This window comes from Halorubellus sp. JP-L1 (assembly GCF_011440375.1).
In the GTDB taxonomy this organism is placed as follows: Archaea; Halobacteriota; Halobacteria; order Halobacteriales; family Natrialbaceae; genus Halorubellus.
In genome coordinates, this window is sequence record NZ_JAAOIR010000003.1 from 243,673 (window position 1) to 261,308 (window position 17,636).

Sequence of the window (17,636 nt, forward strand, 5' to 3'; positions counted from 1 at the left end):
ACCCGGGCGTGATCCAGATCCACCGCTCGACAGGACTCCATAGAGGAGCGAACGCGAGAAAGCCGTCGGCGACTACGTCTCCGGGTCGCTATCGGTGTCGCTATCGCGCGACCGCAGGGACTGGACGCGGTCGCTGTCCCACGCGGCGCGAGTCTTCGGGACGATGCCCTCCCGGAAGTACACGAACAGCACGATGAGGAGACCGCCGAGGACGGCCGTCCGCCACTGGCCGGTGTCCTGGAGGAGTTCGTTGATGACGATGATCACGCCGGCGCCGAGGAACGGCCCGACGATCGTCCGCATGCCGCCGAGGACGAGCATGATCAGGACGATGACGTCGACCGACTGGAACGAGAACATGGTCGGGAGCAGGTAGCCCTCGGACTGCGCGTACAGCGGCCCGACCAGCCCGATGATCGTCGCGGCGACGACGCCGGCGACGACCTTGTACCTGATGACGTTGATTCCGGCGGCTTCGGACGCGATCTCGTCCTGGCGGATCGCCGTGAACGCCAGGCCGTACTTCGAGTTCCGCATCCACCAGTACCCCACGAGGACGACCGAGAGGAACACGAACAGGAGGTAGTACGTCACGAGGCGGCCGCTCACGCCGAGCGCCTCCACGACCATCGGGAGTTCGAGACCGCTGAACGACGTCCCCGTGCTGCCGCCCGTGAGGTCTCGCGCGCCGACGAAGATCTCGGACAGCGCCATCTGGATGCTCAACGTGAGGATGGCGATGACGATGACCGTCATCCGTCGGCGAGCCGCGACGTAGCTCACGAGCAACCCGATGAATCCGGCGACGATCCCTGCGGCCGGGTAGAACAGCCACGGCGAGACGCCGACCGTGTCGGACAGGAGCGCGGTCGAGTACGCGCCCATGCCGGCCAGCGCGCCGACGAACAGGAACAGCTGGTTCGTGTGTCCGAACACGATGTTCAACGCGAGCGCGAGCGACGCGAACACGAGCAACCGGACGAGGAGGTTCGCGAGGTACGTCACGGTCATGTCGAAGGCGAACGGCAGCACGGCGAGGAACGTCAGGATGACCGCGACCGTCTTCAATTCGCTAGCGCCGCCACGGGCGTACTCGTCGTGGGCAGTCGTGTCACTCATGATATCTCCTCCGGGCGAGCGATCAGCACTGCGACCGCGACCGAGAACAGGATCACGCTCGAGAAGTACGTCCCGATGTAGTAGTTCGCGTACGTGACGACGAACCCGAGCAGGATGCCGGCGACGACCGTCCCCCGGATGTCGCGGACGCCACCGACGATGGAGACGATGATGCCGAAGATCGTGATTTCGAACGCGGACGAGACGGAGAGCGTCGACTGGATGCTCCAGAGGATCCCGGCGACGGCCGCCAGGACGGCGCTCAGGACGAATATCAGCGTCCGGATCTTCCGGGGGTTGATGCCGCAGAGCAATGCACCGGTCTCGTCCTGGAAGACGGTACGAGTGGCCTTCCCGAGGTACGTCCGCCGCAGGAACAGGAACAGACCGAGCAAGAGCACTCCCGCGACGGCGATGATGAACAGCGACGAACTCCGAATTCTGATCCCAGCGACGTTAATCAGGTTGCCGTCGAAGGGGATCGCGTACGTCTGTGGATAGTAGACGTAGAGGATGCCGCTCAGCAGGATCTCGAGGCCGAGCGTCGTGAAGATACCGAGCGTGACGCGTTCCTCGCCCGTGGACCGGTAGACGCTCGTGAGGAGCGTCCGGTCGACGACCACGCTCAGGACCCCGACGCCTGCGACGCCGACGAGCGCTGCCAGTAGCGGGTGCGCGACTGTGGGCAGGACGACGACGCCGGCGATGACCGCGATGACCGCGAACACGCCGAGCGCGAGATTGAGGACGCTCCCCAGCCCGAACACGAGCGTGATCCCGGCGCCGAGCAACGCGTACAGCATCCCTCGTGCGAACCCGTCTATCGTGATCTCCAGTAGTGTCGAAATTGCCATCGATTGCCTCGCTACCCTGATGGGCCGTGCTTCCCTAATCATGAGAGGTCTCGGTCTTAAAATTTCCCCCCAGGGGAGGCGTCGTGGCGGACACCAGCGCGACGGATCGTCTCTAGCGTGATGGGCTGGCGCCGGCGCGACGGGTCGTCACCGGCACCAGCCGGTCGCGCTCGCCTCCCGGTCGCCACCGCCGTCGAGTGGACGAGACCGATTCCGGGGAAAGCTATAAATCGAAAAAGGACGATTCGCAACCAATGCTCGAGGTCTCCGGCCTGCGGAAGTCCTTCGGTGGGCTCACTGCGGTCGACGACGTGTCATTCGACATCGAGACTGGAGAGATCGTGGGCCTCATCGGCCCCAACGGCGCCGGGAAGACGACGCTGTTCAACACGATCACCGGCGTCCTCAAACCGGACCACGGGGAGGTGATGCTCGGGTCGACCACGCTCACCGGGCGACGACCGAACGAGATCTGTCACGAGGGCGTCGTGCGGACGTTCCAGGTCGTGCGGACGTTCGACGAGTCCACGGTGTTCGAGAACGTGCTGACGGGCGCGGTGTTCGGCTCCGGCGAGAAGCGCTCTCGGGACGAAGCGGCGGATCTCGCGCACCGCTACATCTCGTTCGTCGGGATGGAGGACAAGGCGTACACCGAGGCGAGCGAACTGACGATCGCCGACAGGAAGCACGTCGAACTCGCGCGCGGCCTCGCGTGCGAACCTCGACTGATGATGCTCGACGAGATCGGGTCGGGGCTGACGCCGGCGGAACTCGACGACCTGACCGAGACCATCGAACGGATCCGCGACGAACTCGGCGTCTCCGTGTTCTGGATCGAGCACGTGATGGACGCGATCTTCGGGAGCACCGACCGCGTCCTCGTCCTCAACAGCGGACAGCTCATCGCGGAGGGAACGCCCGCGGAGGTACAGAACGACGACGTCGTCGCAGAGGCCTACCTGGGTGGTGTCACGTGATCCACGTCGACGGCATCGACGTCTCCTACGACGAACTCCAGGTGCTCTGGGACGTCTCGATGGACATCACCGACGACGACCGCATCGTCGCCATCGTCGGCCCGAATGGCGCCGGGAAGACGACGCTCCTGAAGACGATGTCCGGACTACTCGCGGTCGACGACGGCCGCGTCGAGCTGTTCGGGCGCGACACGGCGGGACTCTCACCGAACGAGATCGTCGACCTGGGATTCGTTCACGTCCCCGAATCGAGGAACCTGTTCAACGAACTGACCGTGGCGGAGAACCTGGAGATGGGCGCGTACCTCCACCGCGACGAGTACGAGGAGACGATCGAGGAAGTGTACGACCTGTTCCCCGTCCTCGAGGAGCGACGGTCGCAGGACGCGGGCACGCTGAGCGGTGGCGAGCAACAGATGCTCGCGATCGGCCGCGGGTTGATGGCGCAGCCGAAGGTACTCGCGCTCGACGAACTCTCCGTCGGCCTCGCACCGAAACTCGCACGGCGCGTGTTCGAGAAGGTCGAAGCCATCAGCGAGGACGTGACGGTGGTTTTGACCGAACAGCACGTGCACGAGGCGCTCGAGCTAGCGGACCGGGCGTACCTCCTGGAGAACGGTCGCGTCGCCGCGCAGGACTCCGCGGCGGCGCTCCTGGAGAGCGAGCGGATCAAGGAGTCGTACCTTCACGGCTGACTGAGAATCGGACCGGAACGATACCGGGAGCCTACCAGTCGTCTTCGAGGTAGGGTTCGACGATGTCGCCGCTCAGGGGTTCGCTCCGGTGGTACTCGACGAGACTGTAGTCGCCGTCCGGATAGTGGTCCGGGCCGCCGGTCTCGAACGTACTGAACATCGTCACGACGTCGTCGATCTCCCCGTACTCGGTGTACTTGAGCGGTGCCGCGAGGATGGTGTCGAGTTCGATGTTCCGAATCTCAGTCGCGATCGCTTCGGGGTCGGCTTCGCCCGCGTTCTCGATCGCGGTCGTGATCAACTCGCCCGCCACGTACCCGAGTCCGACGTGGGTGTCCATGCGTTCGCCCGTGTCTTCGGCGTAGCTCGAGGCGAGATCGTTGAAATCGTCGCTGTACGGGTCCACGATGTGGATGTGCCCGAACGTCTCGGCGTTCTCCGCGCCCAGGCCGCCGAAGAGGACCGACGGCGGGAAGCCAGCGCCCGTCGTGATCTCGGGGTCCAGGTCGAGTTCGCGCAGCTGGTTGTGGATGGGGATCTGGCCGGGGGGATTCCCGGACGCGATCATCATCTCGAGGTCGTCGGGCATGTCCCGGAGCTGCGAGCTGAAGTCGCTCTCGCCGAGCGGGACGACGGACTTCGTGAGGTCGATGTCGTCGGGCATGCGCTCGTCGATCTGATCGTTCACGGACTGCCCCCACGCGTAGTCGGCCATGATGGCGCCGACCTTCTCGAACCCCTTCTCCGCGATGAGGTCCACTTGGTTCTGGATGTCCATCATCGCCGTGAGGCTCCCGACGCGGAACGTGTACCGCGAGCTCTTCCGGAGTGCCTCGTGGCTGCCGGCCATGTGGAAGACGATGGGGACTTCCATCTCTTCGGCCGTCTGTGCCGTTCGGATGCCGAGGTCGCTCGACACCGGCCCTGTCAGCGCAACGGCGCCGTCCTGTTCCACGAAGTTTCGGAAGAGCGAATCACCCTCCGAGGGGTTGCTCTCCGTGTCCGCTTCGACGATCTCGAGCTCTCTATCCAGGACGCCGCCGTCGGCGTTGACCTCGTCGATCGCGTACTGGAGTCCCGCGGAGTGGGCCGCCCCCCATGGGGCGAAGTTCCCCGAGAGCGGCTGTAGCGACCCGATCGTGATCGGGCCGTCGTCGCCACCGCCGCCGCCGAGCGAGCTGCCGATGCAGCCCGCGAGCAGTCCGAGACTCGATCCGCCGGCCGCCTGGAGCAGCCGTCGCCGTCTGGGTGAGCTGGTACCGGAATCCGAATACCCGTCACTCTGATTGTCGCGTGCCATCAAATAACACAATCTACGATTATGGATAAAAACGTTCCGGCGAGATGCGAGGTCGGTTTCGCCGAAAGATCGACCCAGAGCGCGCAAAGTGGACCGGAATATCAACCCGAACGAGCCCCACATCTTGGTTCGTTCGCGTCTTCTCCCCACGAGACCGACGCCCGACGAGCGACGAGACCATCGCATCCGACGTCTCCTCCAACGTCGTCGACTCATAACTCCCGCCCCGATTGACCACCTCGAAATATTAACTATGTATCTATAACCCGCAGCTTACATATTCGCCGTTACGCAGGGGAACCAGGTGAACGACCGAGGTGGTTTCCGAGACGAATCGACCGCGGGTCGATCCGGGCATCGAGATGGTCACGAACTCGAGGACGCGATAGGTGGAGTCCAGCCGAACCGCCCGTCGTACCGTCGCTATCTCTCGTGGCCGGTCCCGTGAACGGGATGGATTACCGCTCTCTCCTCCGGCAGGAGCGCGAGGCCGCCGCACTGGACGATGTCGTCGGTCTCGACCACCTCGGAGACGGAGAAGCGGTCACGGGCGACGCTGCTACCGTCGACGGGTTCGATGCGTTCGTCGACGAGCGACGCGTCGAACGCGCGCGAACGACCCGACGCTCGTCTCGTCCTGCCAGTCGACGACGAGCGTCACGTCGTCCGAGTCGTGGTCGTAACCTCGAACACTCACGATCCGCAGCGAATCGCCGACCTCTTCGAACTGGAATCCTCTTTTCGAGCCCATGTTCGTCACCGCGCCCCATAACTATAACTATAAATATACTGTTATTATAGGGGTTGTATGCGAACTCTGTCTACTTCGAGCAGATGCTTCGCTGCCGGTCGTCCCGGTTGGAGGCCGGACCTAAACAGCCCGCGAGAAGGAACGTTACGCTGGCGTGTCGACTCGTCTCTCTCGATCCGTGAAGGACAATGCTTTCAGTTGGCGAACCCGATACGAGGACGTGACCGCGGAGTCGTCGGAGCAACCGGACAGTCGTCGTAGCTGGCTCGTCGCAGGTGTTGGCGCGTTCGCGATGGTGTTCACCTTCGGTACGACCATCTCGTACGGCATCCTCCGCGAGCCGTTCAGCGCCGCGTTCGACGTCGCGCCGATCGAACTCTCCAGCGCGTTCGCGCTCATGCTGTTCGCGTTCTTCATCGGCTCCGGGCTCGTCGGCGTCTTCGGCGTCCGGTTCCCGGCTAGAGGAGTGCTGTTGGTGTGTACGGTCGTCACTGGTGTATTGGCTCCCTCCCTGTACTTCGTGGACTCGATCGTCGGACTGGCGGTCGTCTTCGTCGCCCTCGGCGTCGCACTCGGGACCGTCGTCGTGATGGTAGCCTCGGTCGTGCCACGGTGGTTCGAGACCCGTCGGGGGGCTGCGACGGGGCTCATCTTCACCGGGAACGGCGTCGGACTGTTCGTCCTCCCGCCCGTCTGGCAGCACGCCATCGCGGAATACGGTGTTCGACGGGGATTCCTGATTGTCGTCGCGGTCACCGCTACCGCGTTCCTCCTCGTCGCGCTCGTCTGTCGACGACCACCGTGGGCCGAACAGTCGTCAGCGTCGACCGGAGACATCGTCGGATGGCTCGCTCGGTTGGGTCGAACCCGGACGTTCCAGTTACTGTTCGTCGGCATCGCGCTCTCGTTCGCGTGGTACCAGCTGCTCGCCGGATACGCCGTCGACCTGTTCGTCGCTCGTGGATTCACCGACTCCGGCGCCTCCACCGCGTTCGGATTGATCGGCGGGTTCAGCATCATCTCGCGAGTTGGCGGCGGCTACCTGAGCGACCGAATGGGCTCCAGGCGAGCGTTCCTCGCCTCGCTCGTCTGCGTCGTCCTCGGCACCTGCCTCCTGTTCCTCTCCGCCGTCCCCGGGCTCCTGGTCGCGATTTTCCTGCTCGGCCTCGGCCTCGGTGGCACCGCAACAATCTATCTCCCGCTCATCATGAGCACGTTCAGCCCGGAGAAAGACACCGCCATCGTCGGCGTGTTCAACGTCGGCGGTGGAATCGCGGCACTCGCAATGCCACCCCTCGGAACCGCGAGCATCACCTACACAGGTGGGTTCACGCTCGCGATCCTCCTCACCCTCGTCGTGACTCTCGGTGGCCTCTGGACGGTCGCGGCGGGAACGACCCCGTGAGACAGAGCGCTCGAAGTACGGCATCAGCAAATCCAACCACGACCTCGACGGCGAGCACAACGCATACGTAACTGGGGGGTATGTGGTGAGGTATGCGTACGCCGCTGACCGTAGAGTCGCTGGTAGACGCCGACGTTCTGGTTCCGGCCGAGGCCGGCGAGTTCTCGCTCGCCCCTGCGTTCCGGCAGACGGTCGAATCGTATCGAGACCAGTGCACTCGTAGGGTGCTCGACGCACTCGAGACGCGATTCGACCGATCTATCGACGATTCGTCGATAGATTCTGTGGACGATAGCGCGGCCCGATTCGCGGCCCAGCTGTGCGCGCTCGGCGATCACCTCGAGGACGTCTCGTTCGAACAAGCGGTCTCTGCAGGTTTCGTCGTCAATCAGGTCGTCGAGGGCCCGTTTCGCGAAGATGGCGTTCCCGACGGGTTCGTTCCGATAGCTGGCCGTCAACTCGGGGTCGTCGAAGCGGTCTGTGATCGAGCGATCGTCTACGTGTGGCGGCACGACTGCGATCCGTGCGACACGATGCGCGAGACCCTGGAATCGCTACTGAGCGGGTTCACGGACGACGTCGCGCGATTCGCAATCTACGGGCCGGACGCCGCCAGGTACCTGCACGACACGTACGACGTCCAGGGGGGACCGGCGACGTTGTTCGTCGCCGATGGCGGGATCGAGTCCCGGCTCTATGGAGCGCACTACGAGGACGTGGTCGAGTCGGAATTGATCGCGCTCGCCGAGAAGCCGAACGCGAAGCCGAACTGAGGAACGGTCGCCGTCGGTCACAGCCTGTGGTACTGTACTCGCAGTGACGAGAGGGAGAGACGTCCCTACTCGTCCACTGAAACGCGGGGATCGATCATCCCATAGACGATGTCGACGGCGAAGTTCGAGAGGATGACGAACGCGGCGACCAGGAAGAAGACGAACTGGACGACCGGGAAGTCCCGTGCGAGCACCGCCTGGATGAGCGTAAAGCCGATCCCCGGCCAGTTGAACACGGTCTCGATGAGGACGAGTCCACCGATCGCTCGCGTCATCGACACGGGATAGAGCGTGATGACGGGGAGGCTCGCGTGACGAGCGAGGTGGAGGTTCCGCTTCACCTTCGGAATACCAGTCATGCGGTAGTAGTAGGAGAAGTCCTGACCGAGCACCTCGACGATGCTCGTCCGCATGATGAGCGTCGGGAGATAGAGATATCGGAGTACGACCGCGACGAACGGTAGGACGTAGTGATAGCCGAAGTCGGCGGAGAGGTACTGCTCGTACCAGACGTCGGCAGCGTCGGTCGTCCCGGTGGTCGTCATCCCGCCGGTCGGGAAGAAATCGAACCAGCCGGCGAACACGATGACGAGGACGATGGCGATGAAGAACGCGGGGAAGGACCCGACGAAGATGACGGGGATGATCCCGAACTTCTCGGTGAGGGAGCCTCGATTGGTACCCGCGAGCGTGCCGATCGTACTACCAAGGAGGTAGGCGACCGTGATGGCGGGCGCGATGAGGATGATCGAGTTGAACAGTTTCATCCGGACGTACTCAACGACCGGAACCCGGAACTGGAGGGACGTCCCGGCGTCGAGCGTGACGAAGTTCACCAGGTACCGCCAGTACTGGACGTGTAGTGGGTCGTCGAGTCCCCAATTGGCCCTGAAATTCTCGACAGCGCTCGTGCTGGCGCCCTGTGCGAGCATGATGTCAGTGTAGTCCCCCGGCATCAACCGGAAGAACACGAACAGGAGCGTCAGCATCGCCCAGAGCAGGAAGACGGTCTGGACGCTTCTGAACGCGATGTATCTGACTCTGCTCATTTAAAGCACCTCCGGCGTGGAGTCGGCAGCGTCCGGTGAGGCGTTCGAATCGTCGTCGTCCCCGTGCTCGTAGTACAGGTGGCACGCTGTCTCCAGACCGTCCCCCGCGTCGACCATCCGCGGCGTCTTCTCGCAGACTTCCATCCGTTTCGGGCACCGGTCGCGGAACCGACAGCCGTCGCCGAGGTCGACCGGGTTCGGTGGCGTCCCGTCGATCGTCGTCCGTTCTCGATGATGGTTCGGATCCGGGATCGGGATCGCGCGGATGAGACTCCTCGCGTACGGATGCTTCGGATCGTCCAGCAACTGCTTCGTCGGGCCTTGCTCGACGACTCGACCGAGGTACATCACCTTGATCTCGTCGCAAACGTAGGAGACCGTCGAGAGGTCGTGCGAGATGTACAGCATCGCGACGCCGAGTTCCTCCCGGAGGTCGCCGAGGAGGTTGAGTACCGACGCTTGCGTCGACACGTCGAGCATCGAGACCGGCTCGTCCGCGAGGAGGACGTCGGGTTCGACGATCAGCGCACGAGCGATCGAGACGCGTTGCTTCTCCCCGCCGCTCAACTGCTTCGGGAGCCGGTCGAGGTACTGGTCCGGCGGGTTCAGTTCCACTCGCTCGCAGACGTCCCAGATGCGTTCGTCCTGCCGGTCCATGTCGTGGACGAGCAGCGGCTCCCTGAGCGTCTCCTCGACTGTGAGTTTGGGGTCGAGCGAGTTGAACGGGTCCTGGAAGATGATCTGGACGTCGTTCCGGAAATCCTTCCAGTCCTGCTTGTCGAACTCCGAGACGTCACGCCCACGGAAGCGAAGCTCGCCGGCGGTCGGCTCGTAGAGGCCGACGAGCGTCCGGAGTAACGTCGTCTTCCCGCAGCCGCTCTCGCCGATGACGGCCTTCGATTCGTTCTCCGAGAGCGAGAACGTGACGCCGTCGACGGCCTGAACGGTCTGGTTCTCGCGGCCGAGGAGGCGGTCGACGAGCCCGGTATCCTCCTCGAAGTACTTCTCGAGACCGCGGACCTCGAGCAGCGGGTCGCTCATTGTCGCTGCCCTCCGTGGGCCTGCCCGGCCTCTGCATCGTACTCTTCGTACGCTTCGTCGCTACGGACGCAAGCCGCGAGGTGTGATTTCCCGTCGGCGCGTTCGGGGTCGTCAATCCGTTCTAGGGGCGGTGCGCCGTTTCGGCACTCGTCGACCGCGTACGGGCACCGGTCGGCGAACGTGCACTCAGTGACCGCTCCGTAACTCTGCGGTGGTTCGCCCGGGATCTCCTGGAGCGTGCGATCCGTGTCTCTGATGTCGGGGAAGGCGTCCTGGAGCATGAACGCGTAGGGATGTCGTGGATTGTTGTAGACTGCGTCCACGGACCCGGACTCCGCGACTTGTCCGCCGTGCATCACGGCCATGCTATCGCACGACTCGAAGACGAGACTGATGTCGTGCGTGATCATGAGCATACTCGCGTCGATTTCGTCGCGGATCCGGTCAAGATACTTGAATATCTGGTCCTGCATGATGACGTCGAGCGCGGTCGTCGGCTCGTCGGCGACGATGAGCGACGGTTCGAGGAAGAGCGCGAGCGCGATGAGTGCTCGTTGTTGCATGCCGCCGGAGAACTGGTGCGCGTAGTCGTCGATCCGCTCGGTCGGCAGGCCAACGACTTCGAACATCTCGCTGAACTTCTCCGTGATGGCCGCTTCCGTCATGTCCGTGTGCGTTTGCCCGATCTCGACCGCCTGCGAGCGGATGGTCCGCATCGGATCGAGGCTACTCATCGATCCCTGGGGGATCCACGAGATGCCCTGCCAGCGGACGTCCTCGCTGAGCTCTCGGTCGGACAGGTCCTGGATCTCCCGGCCCTGGAACCGGATGGTGCCGTCCGCGATCCGGCCGTTGCTATCGAGCCCGCCGAGGATGGCCTTGGCGATGGTGCTCTTCCCGCACCCGGATTCGCCGACGAGCCCGAAGTATTCGCCAGGCTCGATACTGAAGGACACGTTTGACGCCGCAGTGAGGTAGCCGTCGGGGGTCTCGTACTGTACCGTCAGGTCGTCGACTTCGAGTAGTGCGTCAGCCATTATCCCATCTCCGCGAGAGCTTCGTCCTGGGCCTGTCCAGAGAGCGTTTCGTACCCGCGACCGAACATGAACGTCGAGAGGACGGTCAGGGAGATCAGGACGCCGGGGACGACGGACCACCACCAAGCTGTCGCCATGTACCCCGAGTCGTACGCGTTCCGAACCATGATCCCCCACGACGGGACGTACGGGTTCGAGACGCCGATGAACGCGAGCCCTGCCTGGATGATGATCGAGTACCCGACGCCGAGCGCGAAGAACAGCACCGCCATCGATGCGACGTTCGGGAAGATGTGCTTGAAGATGATCCGGGACCTGCTCGCGCCGGTCGTCCGCGCTGCGAGGACGAACGGTCGTTCCTTGATTTGTAGGACCTGCGAGCGAAGCACGCGCGCGTTCCCGCGCCAGAGGACGAGGCCGATCACGACGATGGATTCGATGAAGCCGACCCCGAAGAACGCAACGAGGACGATCGCGAAGGGGATGAGCGGAACCCCGTACATTACGTCGGTAAAGCGCATCAAGACGTTCTCGACGCGCCCGCCGACGTAGCCCGCCGTGATGCCGATAGTCATGCCGATCCCGATTATCAGTCCGCCACCGAGTAGTCCAGTAATGACGGTCGGCTGTGCGCCGTTGAGGACGCGGGAGAGGACGTCCTGGCCGACGTCGTTCGTCCCGAGCGGATGCTCGAGAGAGGGCTCGGCGAGGCGATTGACCTCTCCGTCGTCGGTGTAGAGCGTTTCGTCGTACTCGTAGGGTGCGATGTGTGGTCCAACGAGTCCGAGGACCAATACGGTGACGAGGAACAGGAAGTAGACCGTCGTCATCCTGTCCTCAAGCATCTTGCTGATGCCGTTCGTGACGTTCCTGAGCAGGTAGTGGTCCCTGACGTTCGCCAGGAGGTTCGGGAGTGGTATGGGGGAGTCTTGACGTGTCATTCGGAGTGAAGCAAATGCGTTTGCGGTATGATTCGAGTCGAAATGTCGTCGCCCGGCCGACTACCCCTCCAGACAGGGGAAGTCCTCGGGATCCGGCGTCTCCTCCGCGGGCCATCGCGGCGACAGGTCCTTGTCCGGCGGATAGTGCAGTTGCTCGTCGCCGTCCGTGGTGTATCCGGCGTCCTCGAGGAGCTGCTTCGCACCTTCGACGTCACCAGTCGGGTCGTCAGTGTACTTCGTCAGGCTATCCTCGGACGGACGGTTCGGGTGGTTCTTCGTGAACAGCGTACCGGCGAGTTCCGGCTCGGACTCGCCGAGGAACCCGACGGCGTTCATCTTCTTCCGGTCCAGCGCCTTCCCGAGCGCGTGCCGGAGTTCCTCAAACTTCATCGGCGGCTTCGGGAACTGGGGGAACAGACTGAACGGCGTATGGTAGTTCGCGCCCACCTGTTCGCCATTGTCCATGTCAGAGACTTGGTCGTAGACGCCGGGGGAGAGCTGCGAGACCATGTCGACCTCGTTCGCTTTGAACGCCTGGAACATCGACTGTACGTCCCGGTAGACCGTGAAGACTATACGATGGTCGACGTCGTACACCGGATTGCCGTCGTGAGGCTCGAGTTCCAGCTCGGAGTCCGTTTCGAAGTTAGCGACCTTGAACGGGCCGGAGCCGACGATCGGATCTAGTTCGACGTTCTCCGGATCGTCCTCCGCGCCGGCCTCCACCCATGAGTCTTTGTGGAAGATACCCCATCGGGGCCAGACGCGACTGACGATCGGGAGGAACGACTCGGTGAAGTTGAACTCCGCCGTCTTCTCGTTGAGCACCTCGATGGAGTCGTACGGTGGTTCGCTGGCCTGCGTGTAGACGCCGGTATTCGCCGCGAGCTGCTCGAACGTGAACTTGACGTCCTCGGCCGTGATCGGGTCGCCGTTGTGGAACGTGGCGTCCTTCAGTTCGACCGTGACCGTCTTCCCGTCGTTGGTGACCTCGTAGTTCTTCGCCAGTCGATTCTCGAGGTTGAACTCCGAGTCGTAGCCGACCAACGGCGAATGGACGAGCTGATTCCACACGCCCTGGGACGCGGAACTCGATATTACGGCGAAGTTGGACGTCTGCACCATCTCCGGGGAGGTGTACGCGATGATCTCGTCCCCATTCGTCGGGGTGGACTTCGCGTAGACGTCGGGGTTCGTGCGTGCGATGCCGAGACTGCCGGCTCCGTCGAGGTCGACCTCGTCGGTCCGATACGCGGAGTATCCGACCTTCGCGGCGACCGGCATCGCGGCGAAGTTCTCCGTGAGTCGCTCCTGGGAGGTCGATACGAGCTCCTGTCGTTCTTCCTGACTGCTCGCGGAGGCCTGCGCGAGCGACGGCTCCGTTACGTCGCAGTTCACGAAGTTCGAGGGGTTGTGCTTGCCGTTCCCACCAGCCCATCCCGCAGTGAATCGGCGACAGAACTCGTCCGGATCGAGCCGGTCCGGGACCGGAGAGAACTGCCAGTACGAGATGTCGTGCGTCCGCATGTCGCCGGACGTGTGCCCGATCTGGGTCGTGAACTCGACCGGCTTGATCTCGAGTTCCATCCCGAGTTCCTCGGCAGCGTCCTGCACCATCGGCGCGGTGTCCTCGAAGATCTTCGACGTCCCGCCGCGCCCGGCCCAGTACTCGAGGACCAGCTTCGGTACTCGTTCGCCAGACTCACCATCCTCGCCCCCACCGAGCATCCCTTGACAGCCAGCCAGTCCAGCGGCGGCCGAAGCGGAGAGCGATTGCACGATCCGGCGACGGCTTATCGAAGGACTCCCGTCGCCAGAGTCCCCCATCTCTACCTTTCGGTTGTCGGTGTCACTCATGCCAACGCAATGCAAACATAGGGAATTATTAAGTATACCGGAATTCACAATCATCACCGTAATAGCAGAACTATTATCTGACTACTCGTACGTAAGGTGAAGTAGCGACTCGCCGCAGGCAGACCATCGCCAACCAGTATCAACCTACGCATGGCACCACTCAGAGACTCACTATCGCGCGTCGTCGTTCGAACCACCACTCAGCTCGGATGGCGATACCCGTCTCGGTGCTGCAGACGGGAACTCGAAGAATGAACGGACAGTCACCGATCGTAACTCTTGGTCCCGAAGGCACGTACTCGTCTCGCGTGGCTCGCGCGATCGACGACCGTGTTCGGTTTCAAGATACCGTCACGGAGATCATCGCCTCGCTCGATGATGGTGCGTTCGAACGGGCTGTGATCCCGATCGAGACCGGCATCGAGGGGAGTGTCACAGAAAGCCTCGACGCCCTCTCGGAGGCTTCGGTAGCGGTGACCAGGGAACTCGTCGCGCCGATCGACTACGCTATACTCGGCCAGCACGACCAATTGGAAACGATCGCCAGCCACCCCAAGGCAATCGCACACTTTGAATCGACCATCCAGGACGGATACCCCGACGTCAACACAACTGCAGTCTCCAGTACCGTACGGGGTGTCGAACGGGCGATAGAAGACTCCGACGTCGGTGCGGTTGCTCACCCGAGCACCGCGAGCAAAGACCCATCAATCAGGATCCTCGACGAGGTCCAAGCACGCGAGACCGACGTCACCAGGTTCTTCGTTCTCGGACCCGTGAAAGAACGATCGGACGTCGGAACGAAGTCCTCACTGATCGTGTATCCCTCCAGAGACGGACCCGGAATTCTCGTCGACCTCCTTCGCTGCTTCGCCACCCATGACATCAACATCGCGCGCGTCGACGCACGACCCAGCGGCAAACGCCTCGGCGACTACGTCATCCACGTCGATTTCGAGGCCGGCTACTACGAGCAACGGACGAAAGACGCGATCGCGGAGTTGAACGAGCAGATCCGAACCGAGTGGGTGCAGTCGCTCGGTTCGTACGACGTCGATGAGATCGCGATCTGATCAGTGGTCCGTGTCCGGGAAGTCCAACTGCTCCAGTAAGTCAGACAATTCCGTGGACTGCGCCTCCAGTCTCGACGTCAGTTCCTCGTATACCTCCTCGAATATCTCGTCGGGAGTCGATTCGAACGCTTCGGCGACGTCGATCGCGTCGTCGATCCGGCGTCGGTTCTTCGCCTCGATGGCATCGATGGCCTCATCGTCGATCCGGCCAGTTCGCCGCAGGAACGACTCGAGTCGCGACAGAGGGTCCTTCTCCTTCCACGCTTCGGTCTGAGATTCGTCGCGATAGACGCCGGGGTCGTCGGACGTCGAGTGCGCACCCAGACGATACAGCTCGGCCTCGATCAACGTGGGTCGGGGCTCCGTGCCGTCCGATCGCTTGGCCTTCGCGAGTGCGTCGTGCGTGACGACGTAGACCGCGAGCGGATCCATTCCATCGACGCGCACGCCGTCGAAGCCGTACGCTGCCGCCTTCTGGGCGATCGTTGCCGACGCCGTCTGTCGTTCGCGCGGGACGGAGATGGCCCACTGGTTGTTGTTGCAGAAGAAGACTGCAGGCACGTCGAAGACGCCAGCGAAGTTCATCGCCTCGTGGAAGTCGCCCTCGCTCGTCGCCCCATCGCCGAAGTGGCACAGGGCCGCCAGTTCGTCACCGGCCAGCTTCGACGCCCAGGCGACGCCGGTGGCGTGCGGGAGTTGCGTCGCGATCGGGTTCGCGAGCGGGAAGACGTTCTCCACCTCGGAGTACGATTTTCCGGCGGGATGGCCCATCCAGTTCATGAGGTTTCGGCTGATGTCGACGCCTCTCGTGATGACCGCCCCGTTCTCTCGGTAGCTCGGGAAGAGCCAGTCGGAGTCGTCGAGAGCGTGCGTGCTCGCCACCTGCGCTCCCTCGTGTCCGTACATCGGTGGGTACGTTCCCATCCGACCCTGTCGCTGGAGGGACACCGCCCGGCGGTCGTACTGTCGCGCGAGTTTGACGTCCTCGTATAGTTCTCGGAGAAGATCGTCCGAGAAGTACGACATCGCGGCTTCGTCTTCGAGGCGGCCGTCGGCGTCGAGAACGCTATACGGGTCGCTTTCGCCGTTACGTTTTGCCAAGCCACATCACCTGGTCTGCTATCACGGACCGAGTACGGGCTTATATGTGTTCGGGTTACGGAGGGGGGATTCTGGGCCTCCCGACCGAACTACCGCAACGCTATCTTGCGGTTCGGATACGTTCGTCGTGTAGCGTCGCTAGCAAGAATCCGGCGATACCGGACGGGTATTTACCAGGGGTTCGGGGCGGGCCGAACCCGCACGAGGCAGAAACCATGAGGCGAGAGGGCCATCCCGCTGTCGAGATATGTGACAGATGCATCCGGTCAGGCCGGAAACCCTAAGTAAAAATGTGCAAATGGTTATCGTATGGAACGGGCTGTCGACGGGGACGTACCCGTCAAGTCACTGCAGACGACGTTCGAGATCATCACCGTCCTCCGAGAACAGGATGGAGCCGGGATCTCGACACTCAGCGACCTGACGGGACTACCCGTGAGCACAGTCCACGACCACGTTCGCACGCTGGAACGGCTGGGGTACGTCGTCAGTCGCGAAGACGAGTACTGCCTCGGCATTCGATTCCTCGAGCTAGGGGGCTACGCGAGGAGTACGAGGAGGGTATACGACGTCTCGGTCACCGAAGTCGAGAAGCTCGCCTACGATACTGGAGAGCACGCCAATCTTCTCGTCGAGGAGAACGGCTTCGGGCACTTCCTCTATCAGGCGAAGGGCGACGACGCAGTCCGGCTCGAAACCGTCACCGGCGAACGCGTTCACCTCCACGCGACTGCACTGGGCAAAGCGATCCTCGCGCATCTACCGCAGGACCGCGTCGCGGAGATCATCGACCGGCGCGGACTACCTGCGCGGACGAATACGACGATCACCGAGCGGGAAGCCCTCTTCGAGGAACTGGACGTCGTTCGAGAGCAGGGATACGCGACGGAGGACGAGGAGTACGTCAGGGGAATGCGGTGCGTTGCAGCACCGATACGCGACGAGGACGGCGAGGTGCTCGGGGCGATCAGCAGTTCCGGGCCGGTGAGTCGGATGCAGGGACAGCGATTCACGGAGGAGATCCCGGACACTGTACGGAGGACCACGAACATCGTCGAAGTCAACATCAACCACTCCTGAGTCCATCTGACTTCCGGCATCGCCGGACGAATATCCGGTCTTGAGGCATCACGGTCCCACTGACGCTGTAATGGTATCAAGACGACGAGCGACAACTGCGCCGATCGCCGCCTCAATTTTACACCTATAGTGCTGTAATGATTCTGCGACCTGTTGCTGATTAACCTCGTCGAGTGTTCTGCGACTGAACGTGCGTGGTGTTCGAAGACTCGTCGAGTAACGAAACGGTGCGTAATCTCGGCCTCGATATAGAGGACCGGCCACCTCGATGAAGGCGGTGGCCGCTTTGCTCCCGATTCCCTGAAACGAGCGGAGACACCGAAACGCTCGATGGAACTTGATTTCCACAAAAGAGGAGACCGCGACCGAATCCATCCTTGAGGTAGCAGCAGTCTTCGCAGAGGCGACTCTGAGTGGCCTTCCAGAGCGAGACTGACCGACTGGCCATTACTGAACGGCTCGGGAGTCAACTATGAACGATCTCTATAAAAGCTACCCGTGTTGTCGCCCGCCAGGGCGAGCGACAGGTCCTCCCTCCGAAGCGTGGTTCTCTCGCTCGTTGAACTTCGACAAAACAGTTCGA

15 protein-coding genes are annotated in these 17,636 nt (G+C 62.7%); 6 read left to right on the plus strand and 9 right to left on the minus strand.

All coding sequences use genetic code 11. The annotated features are described in order from the left end of the window. Nucleotides 1–72: 72 nt before the first annotated feature. Both G9C85_RS14930 and G9C85_RS14935 read right to left on the minus strand, forming a co-directional pair. Nucleotides 73–1,119, minus strand: a complete 1,047-nt coding sequence (locus tag G9C85_RS14930; protein ID WP_166041420.1) for a branched-chain amino acid ABC transporter permease — start codon at nt 1,117–1,119, stop codon at nt 73–75. Next, complete coding sequence (locus G9C85_RS14935; protein ID WP_193570771.1) at nt 1,116–1,973, minus strand: branched-chain amino acid ABC transporter permease; 858 nt, start codon at nt 1,971–1,973, stop codon at nt 1,116–1,118. The genes G9C85_RS14930 and G9C85_RS14935 overlap by 4 nt, the downstream gene beginning before the upstream one ends. A gap of 254 nt (nt 1,974–2,227) precedes the next feature. On the opposite strand from G9C85_RS14935, the gene G9C85_RS14940 reads away from it, so the two are divergent. Both G9C85_RS14940 and G9C85_RS14945 read left to right on the plus strand, forming a co-directional pair. Then, nucleotides 2,228–2,950 (plus strand): ABC transporter ATP-binding protein, encoded by a 723-nt coding sequence (locus G9C85_RS14940; protein ID WP_166041422.1) that lies wholly within the window; start codon nt 2,228–2,230, stop codon nt 2,948–2,950. Continuing rightward, nucleotides 2,947–3,645, plus strand: coding sequence for an ABC transporter ATP-binding protein (locus tag G9C85_RS14945; RefSeq protein WP_369680830.1), 699 nt, complete (start codon nt 2,947–2,949; stop codon nt 3,643–3,645). The genes G9C85_RS14940 and G9C85_RS14945 overlap by 4 nt, the downstream gene beginning before the upstream one ends. A gap of 31 nt (nt 3,646–3,676) precedes the next feature. On the opposite strand, the gene G9C85_RS14950 is transcribed toward G9C85_RS14945, so the two are convergent. After that, nucleotides 3,677–4,945 (minus strand): ABC transporter substrate-binding protein, encoded by a 1,269-nt coding sequence (locus G9C85_RS14950; RefSeq protein ID WP_166041424.1) that lies wholly within the window; start codon nt 4,943–4,945, stop codon nt 3,677–3,679. A 1,043-nt stretch (nt 4,946–5,988) separates the two neighbouring features. Here G9C85_RS14950 and G9C85_RS14955 point away from each other — a divergent pair. Both G9C85_RS14955 and G9C85_RS14960 read left to right on the plus strand, forming a co-directional pair. Continuing rightward, nucleotides 5,989–7,101: an MFS transporter gene (locus tag G9C85_RS14955; protein ID WP_193570772.1), complete on the plus strand. Its 1,113-nt coding sequence runs from the start codon at nt 5,989–5,991 to the stop codon at nt 7,099–7,101. 92 nt (nt 7,102–7,193) lie between these two features. After that, nucleotides 7,194–7,874, plus strand: a complete 681-nt coding sequence (locus G9C85_RS14960) for a thioredoxin family protein (RefSeq protein WP_166041428.1) — start codon at nt 7,194–7,196, stop codon at nt 7,872–7,874. 65 nt (nt 7,875–7,939) lie between these two features. On the opposite strand, the gene G9C85_RS14965 is transcribed toward G9C85_RS14960, so the two are convergent. The 5 genes from G9C85_RS14965 to G9C85_RS19285 are packed head-to-tail and all read right to left on the minus strand — an operon-like array spanning nt 7,940 to nt 13,721. Further along, the gene (locus tag G9C85_RS14965) at nt 7,940–8,923 is read right to left on the minus strand and encodes an ABC transporter permease (protein WP_166041430.1); all 984 of its coding nucleotides are present in this window, start codon (nt 8,921–8,923) and stop codon (nt 7,940–7,942) included. Further along, the gene (locus G9C85_RS14970) at nt 8,924–9,964 is read right to left on the minus strand and encodes an ABC transporter ATP-binding protein (RefSeq protein WP_166041433.1); all 1,041 of its coding nucleotides are present in this window, start codon (nt 9,962–9,964) and stop codon (nt 8,924–8,926) included. After that, nucleotides 9,961–11,001, minus strand: coding sequence for an ABC transporter ATP-binding protein (locus G9C85_RS14975; protein WP_166041435.1), 1,041 nt, complete (start codon nt 10,999–11,001; stop codon nt 9,961–9,963). Before G9C85_RS14975 ends, G9C85_RS14970 begins: the two co-directional genes overlap by 4 nt. Next, entirely contained in the window at nt 11,001–11,942 is a 942-nt protein-coding gene (locus G9C85_RS14980) for an ABC transporter permease (protein ID WP_166041437.1), read from the minus strand. Before G9C85_RS14980 ends, G9C85_RS14975 begins: the two co-directional genes overlap by 1 nt. A gap of 60 nt (nt 11,943–12,002) precedes the next feature. After that, a complete protein-coding gene (locus G9C85_RS19285) occupies nt 12,003–13,721 on the minus strand; it encodes an ABC transporter substrate-binding protein (RefSeq protein WP_205254379.1) in 1,719 nt (572 codons plus the stop codon). A gap of 329 nt (nt 13,722–14,050) precedes the next feature. On the opposite strand from G9C85_RS19285, the gene G9C85_RS14990 reads away from it, so the two are divergent. Then, nucleotides 14,051–14,872 (plus strand): prephenate dehydratase domain-containing protein, encoded by an 822-nt coding sequence (locus G9C85_RS14990; RefSeq protein WP_166041440.1) that lies wholly within the window; start codon nt 14,051–14,053, stop codon nt 14,870–14,872. On the opposite strand, the gene pdhA is transcribed toward G9C85_RS14990, so the two are convergent. Beyond that, entirely contained in the window at nt 14,873–15,973 is a 1,101-nt protein-coding gene (gene pdhA / locus G9C85_RS14995; RefSeq protein WP_240148909.1) for a pyruvate dehydrogenase (acetyl-transferring) E1 component subunit alpha, read from the minus strand. A 309-nt stretch (nt 15,974–16,282) separates the two neighbouring features. On the opposite strand from pdhA, the gene G9C85_RS15000 reads away from it, so the two are divergent. After that, the gene (locus tag G9C85_RS15000) at nt 16,283–17,053 is read left to right on the plus strand and encodes an IclR family transcriptional regulator (RefSeq protein ID WP_166041441.1); all 771 of its coding nucleotides are present in this window, start codon (nt 16,283–16,285) and stop codon (nt 17,051–17,053) included. The last annotated feature ends 583 nt before the right edge of the window (nt 17,054–17,636 follow it).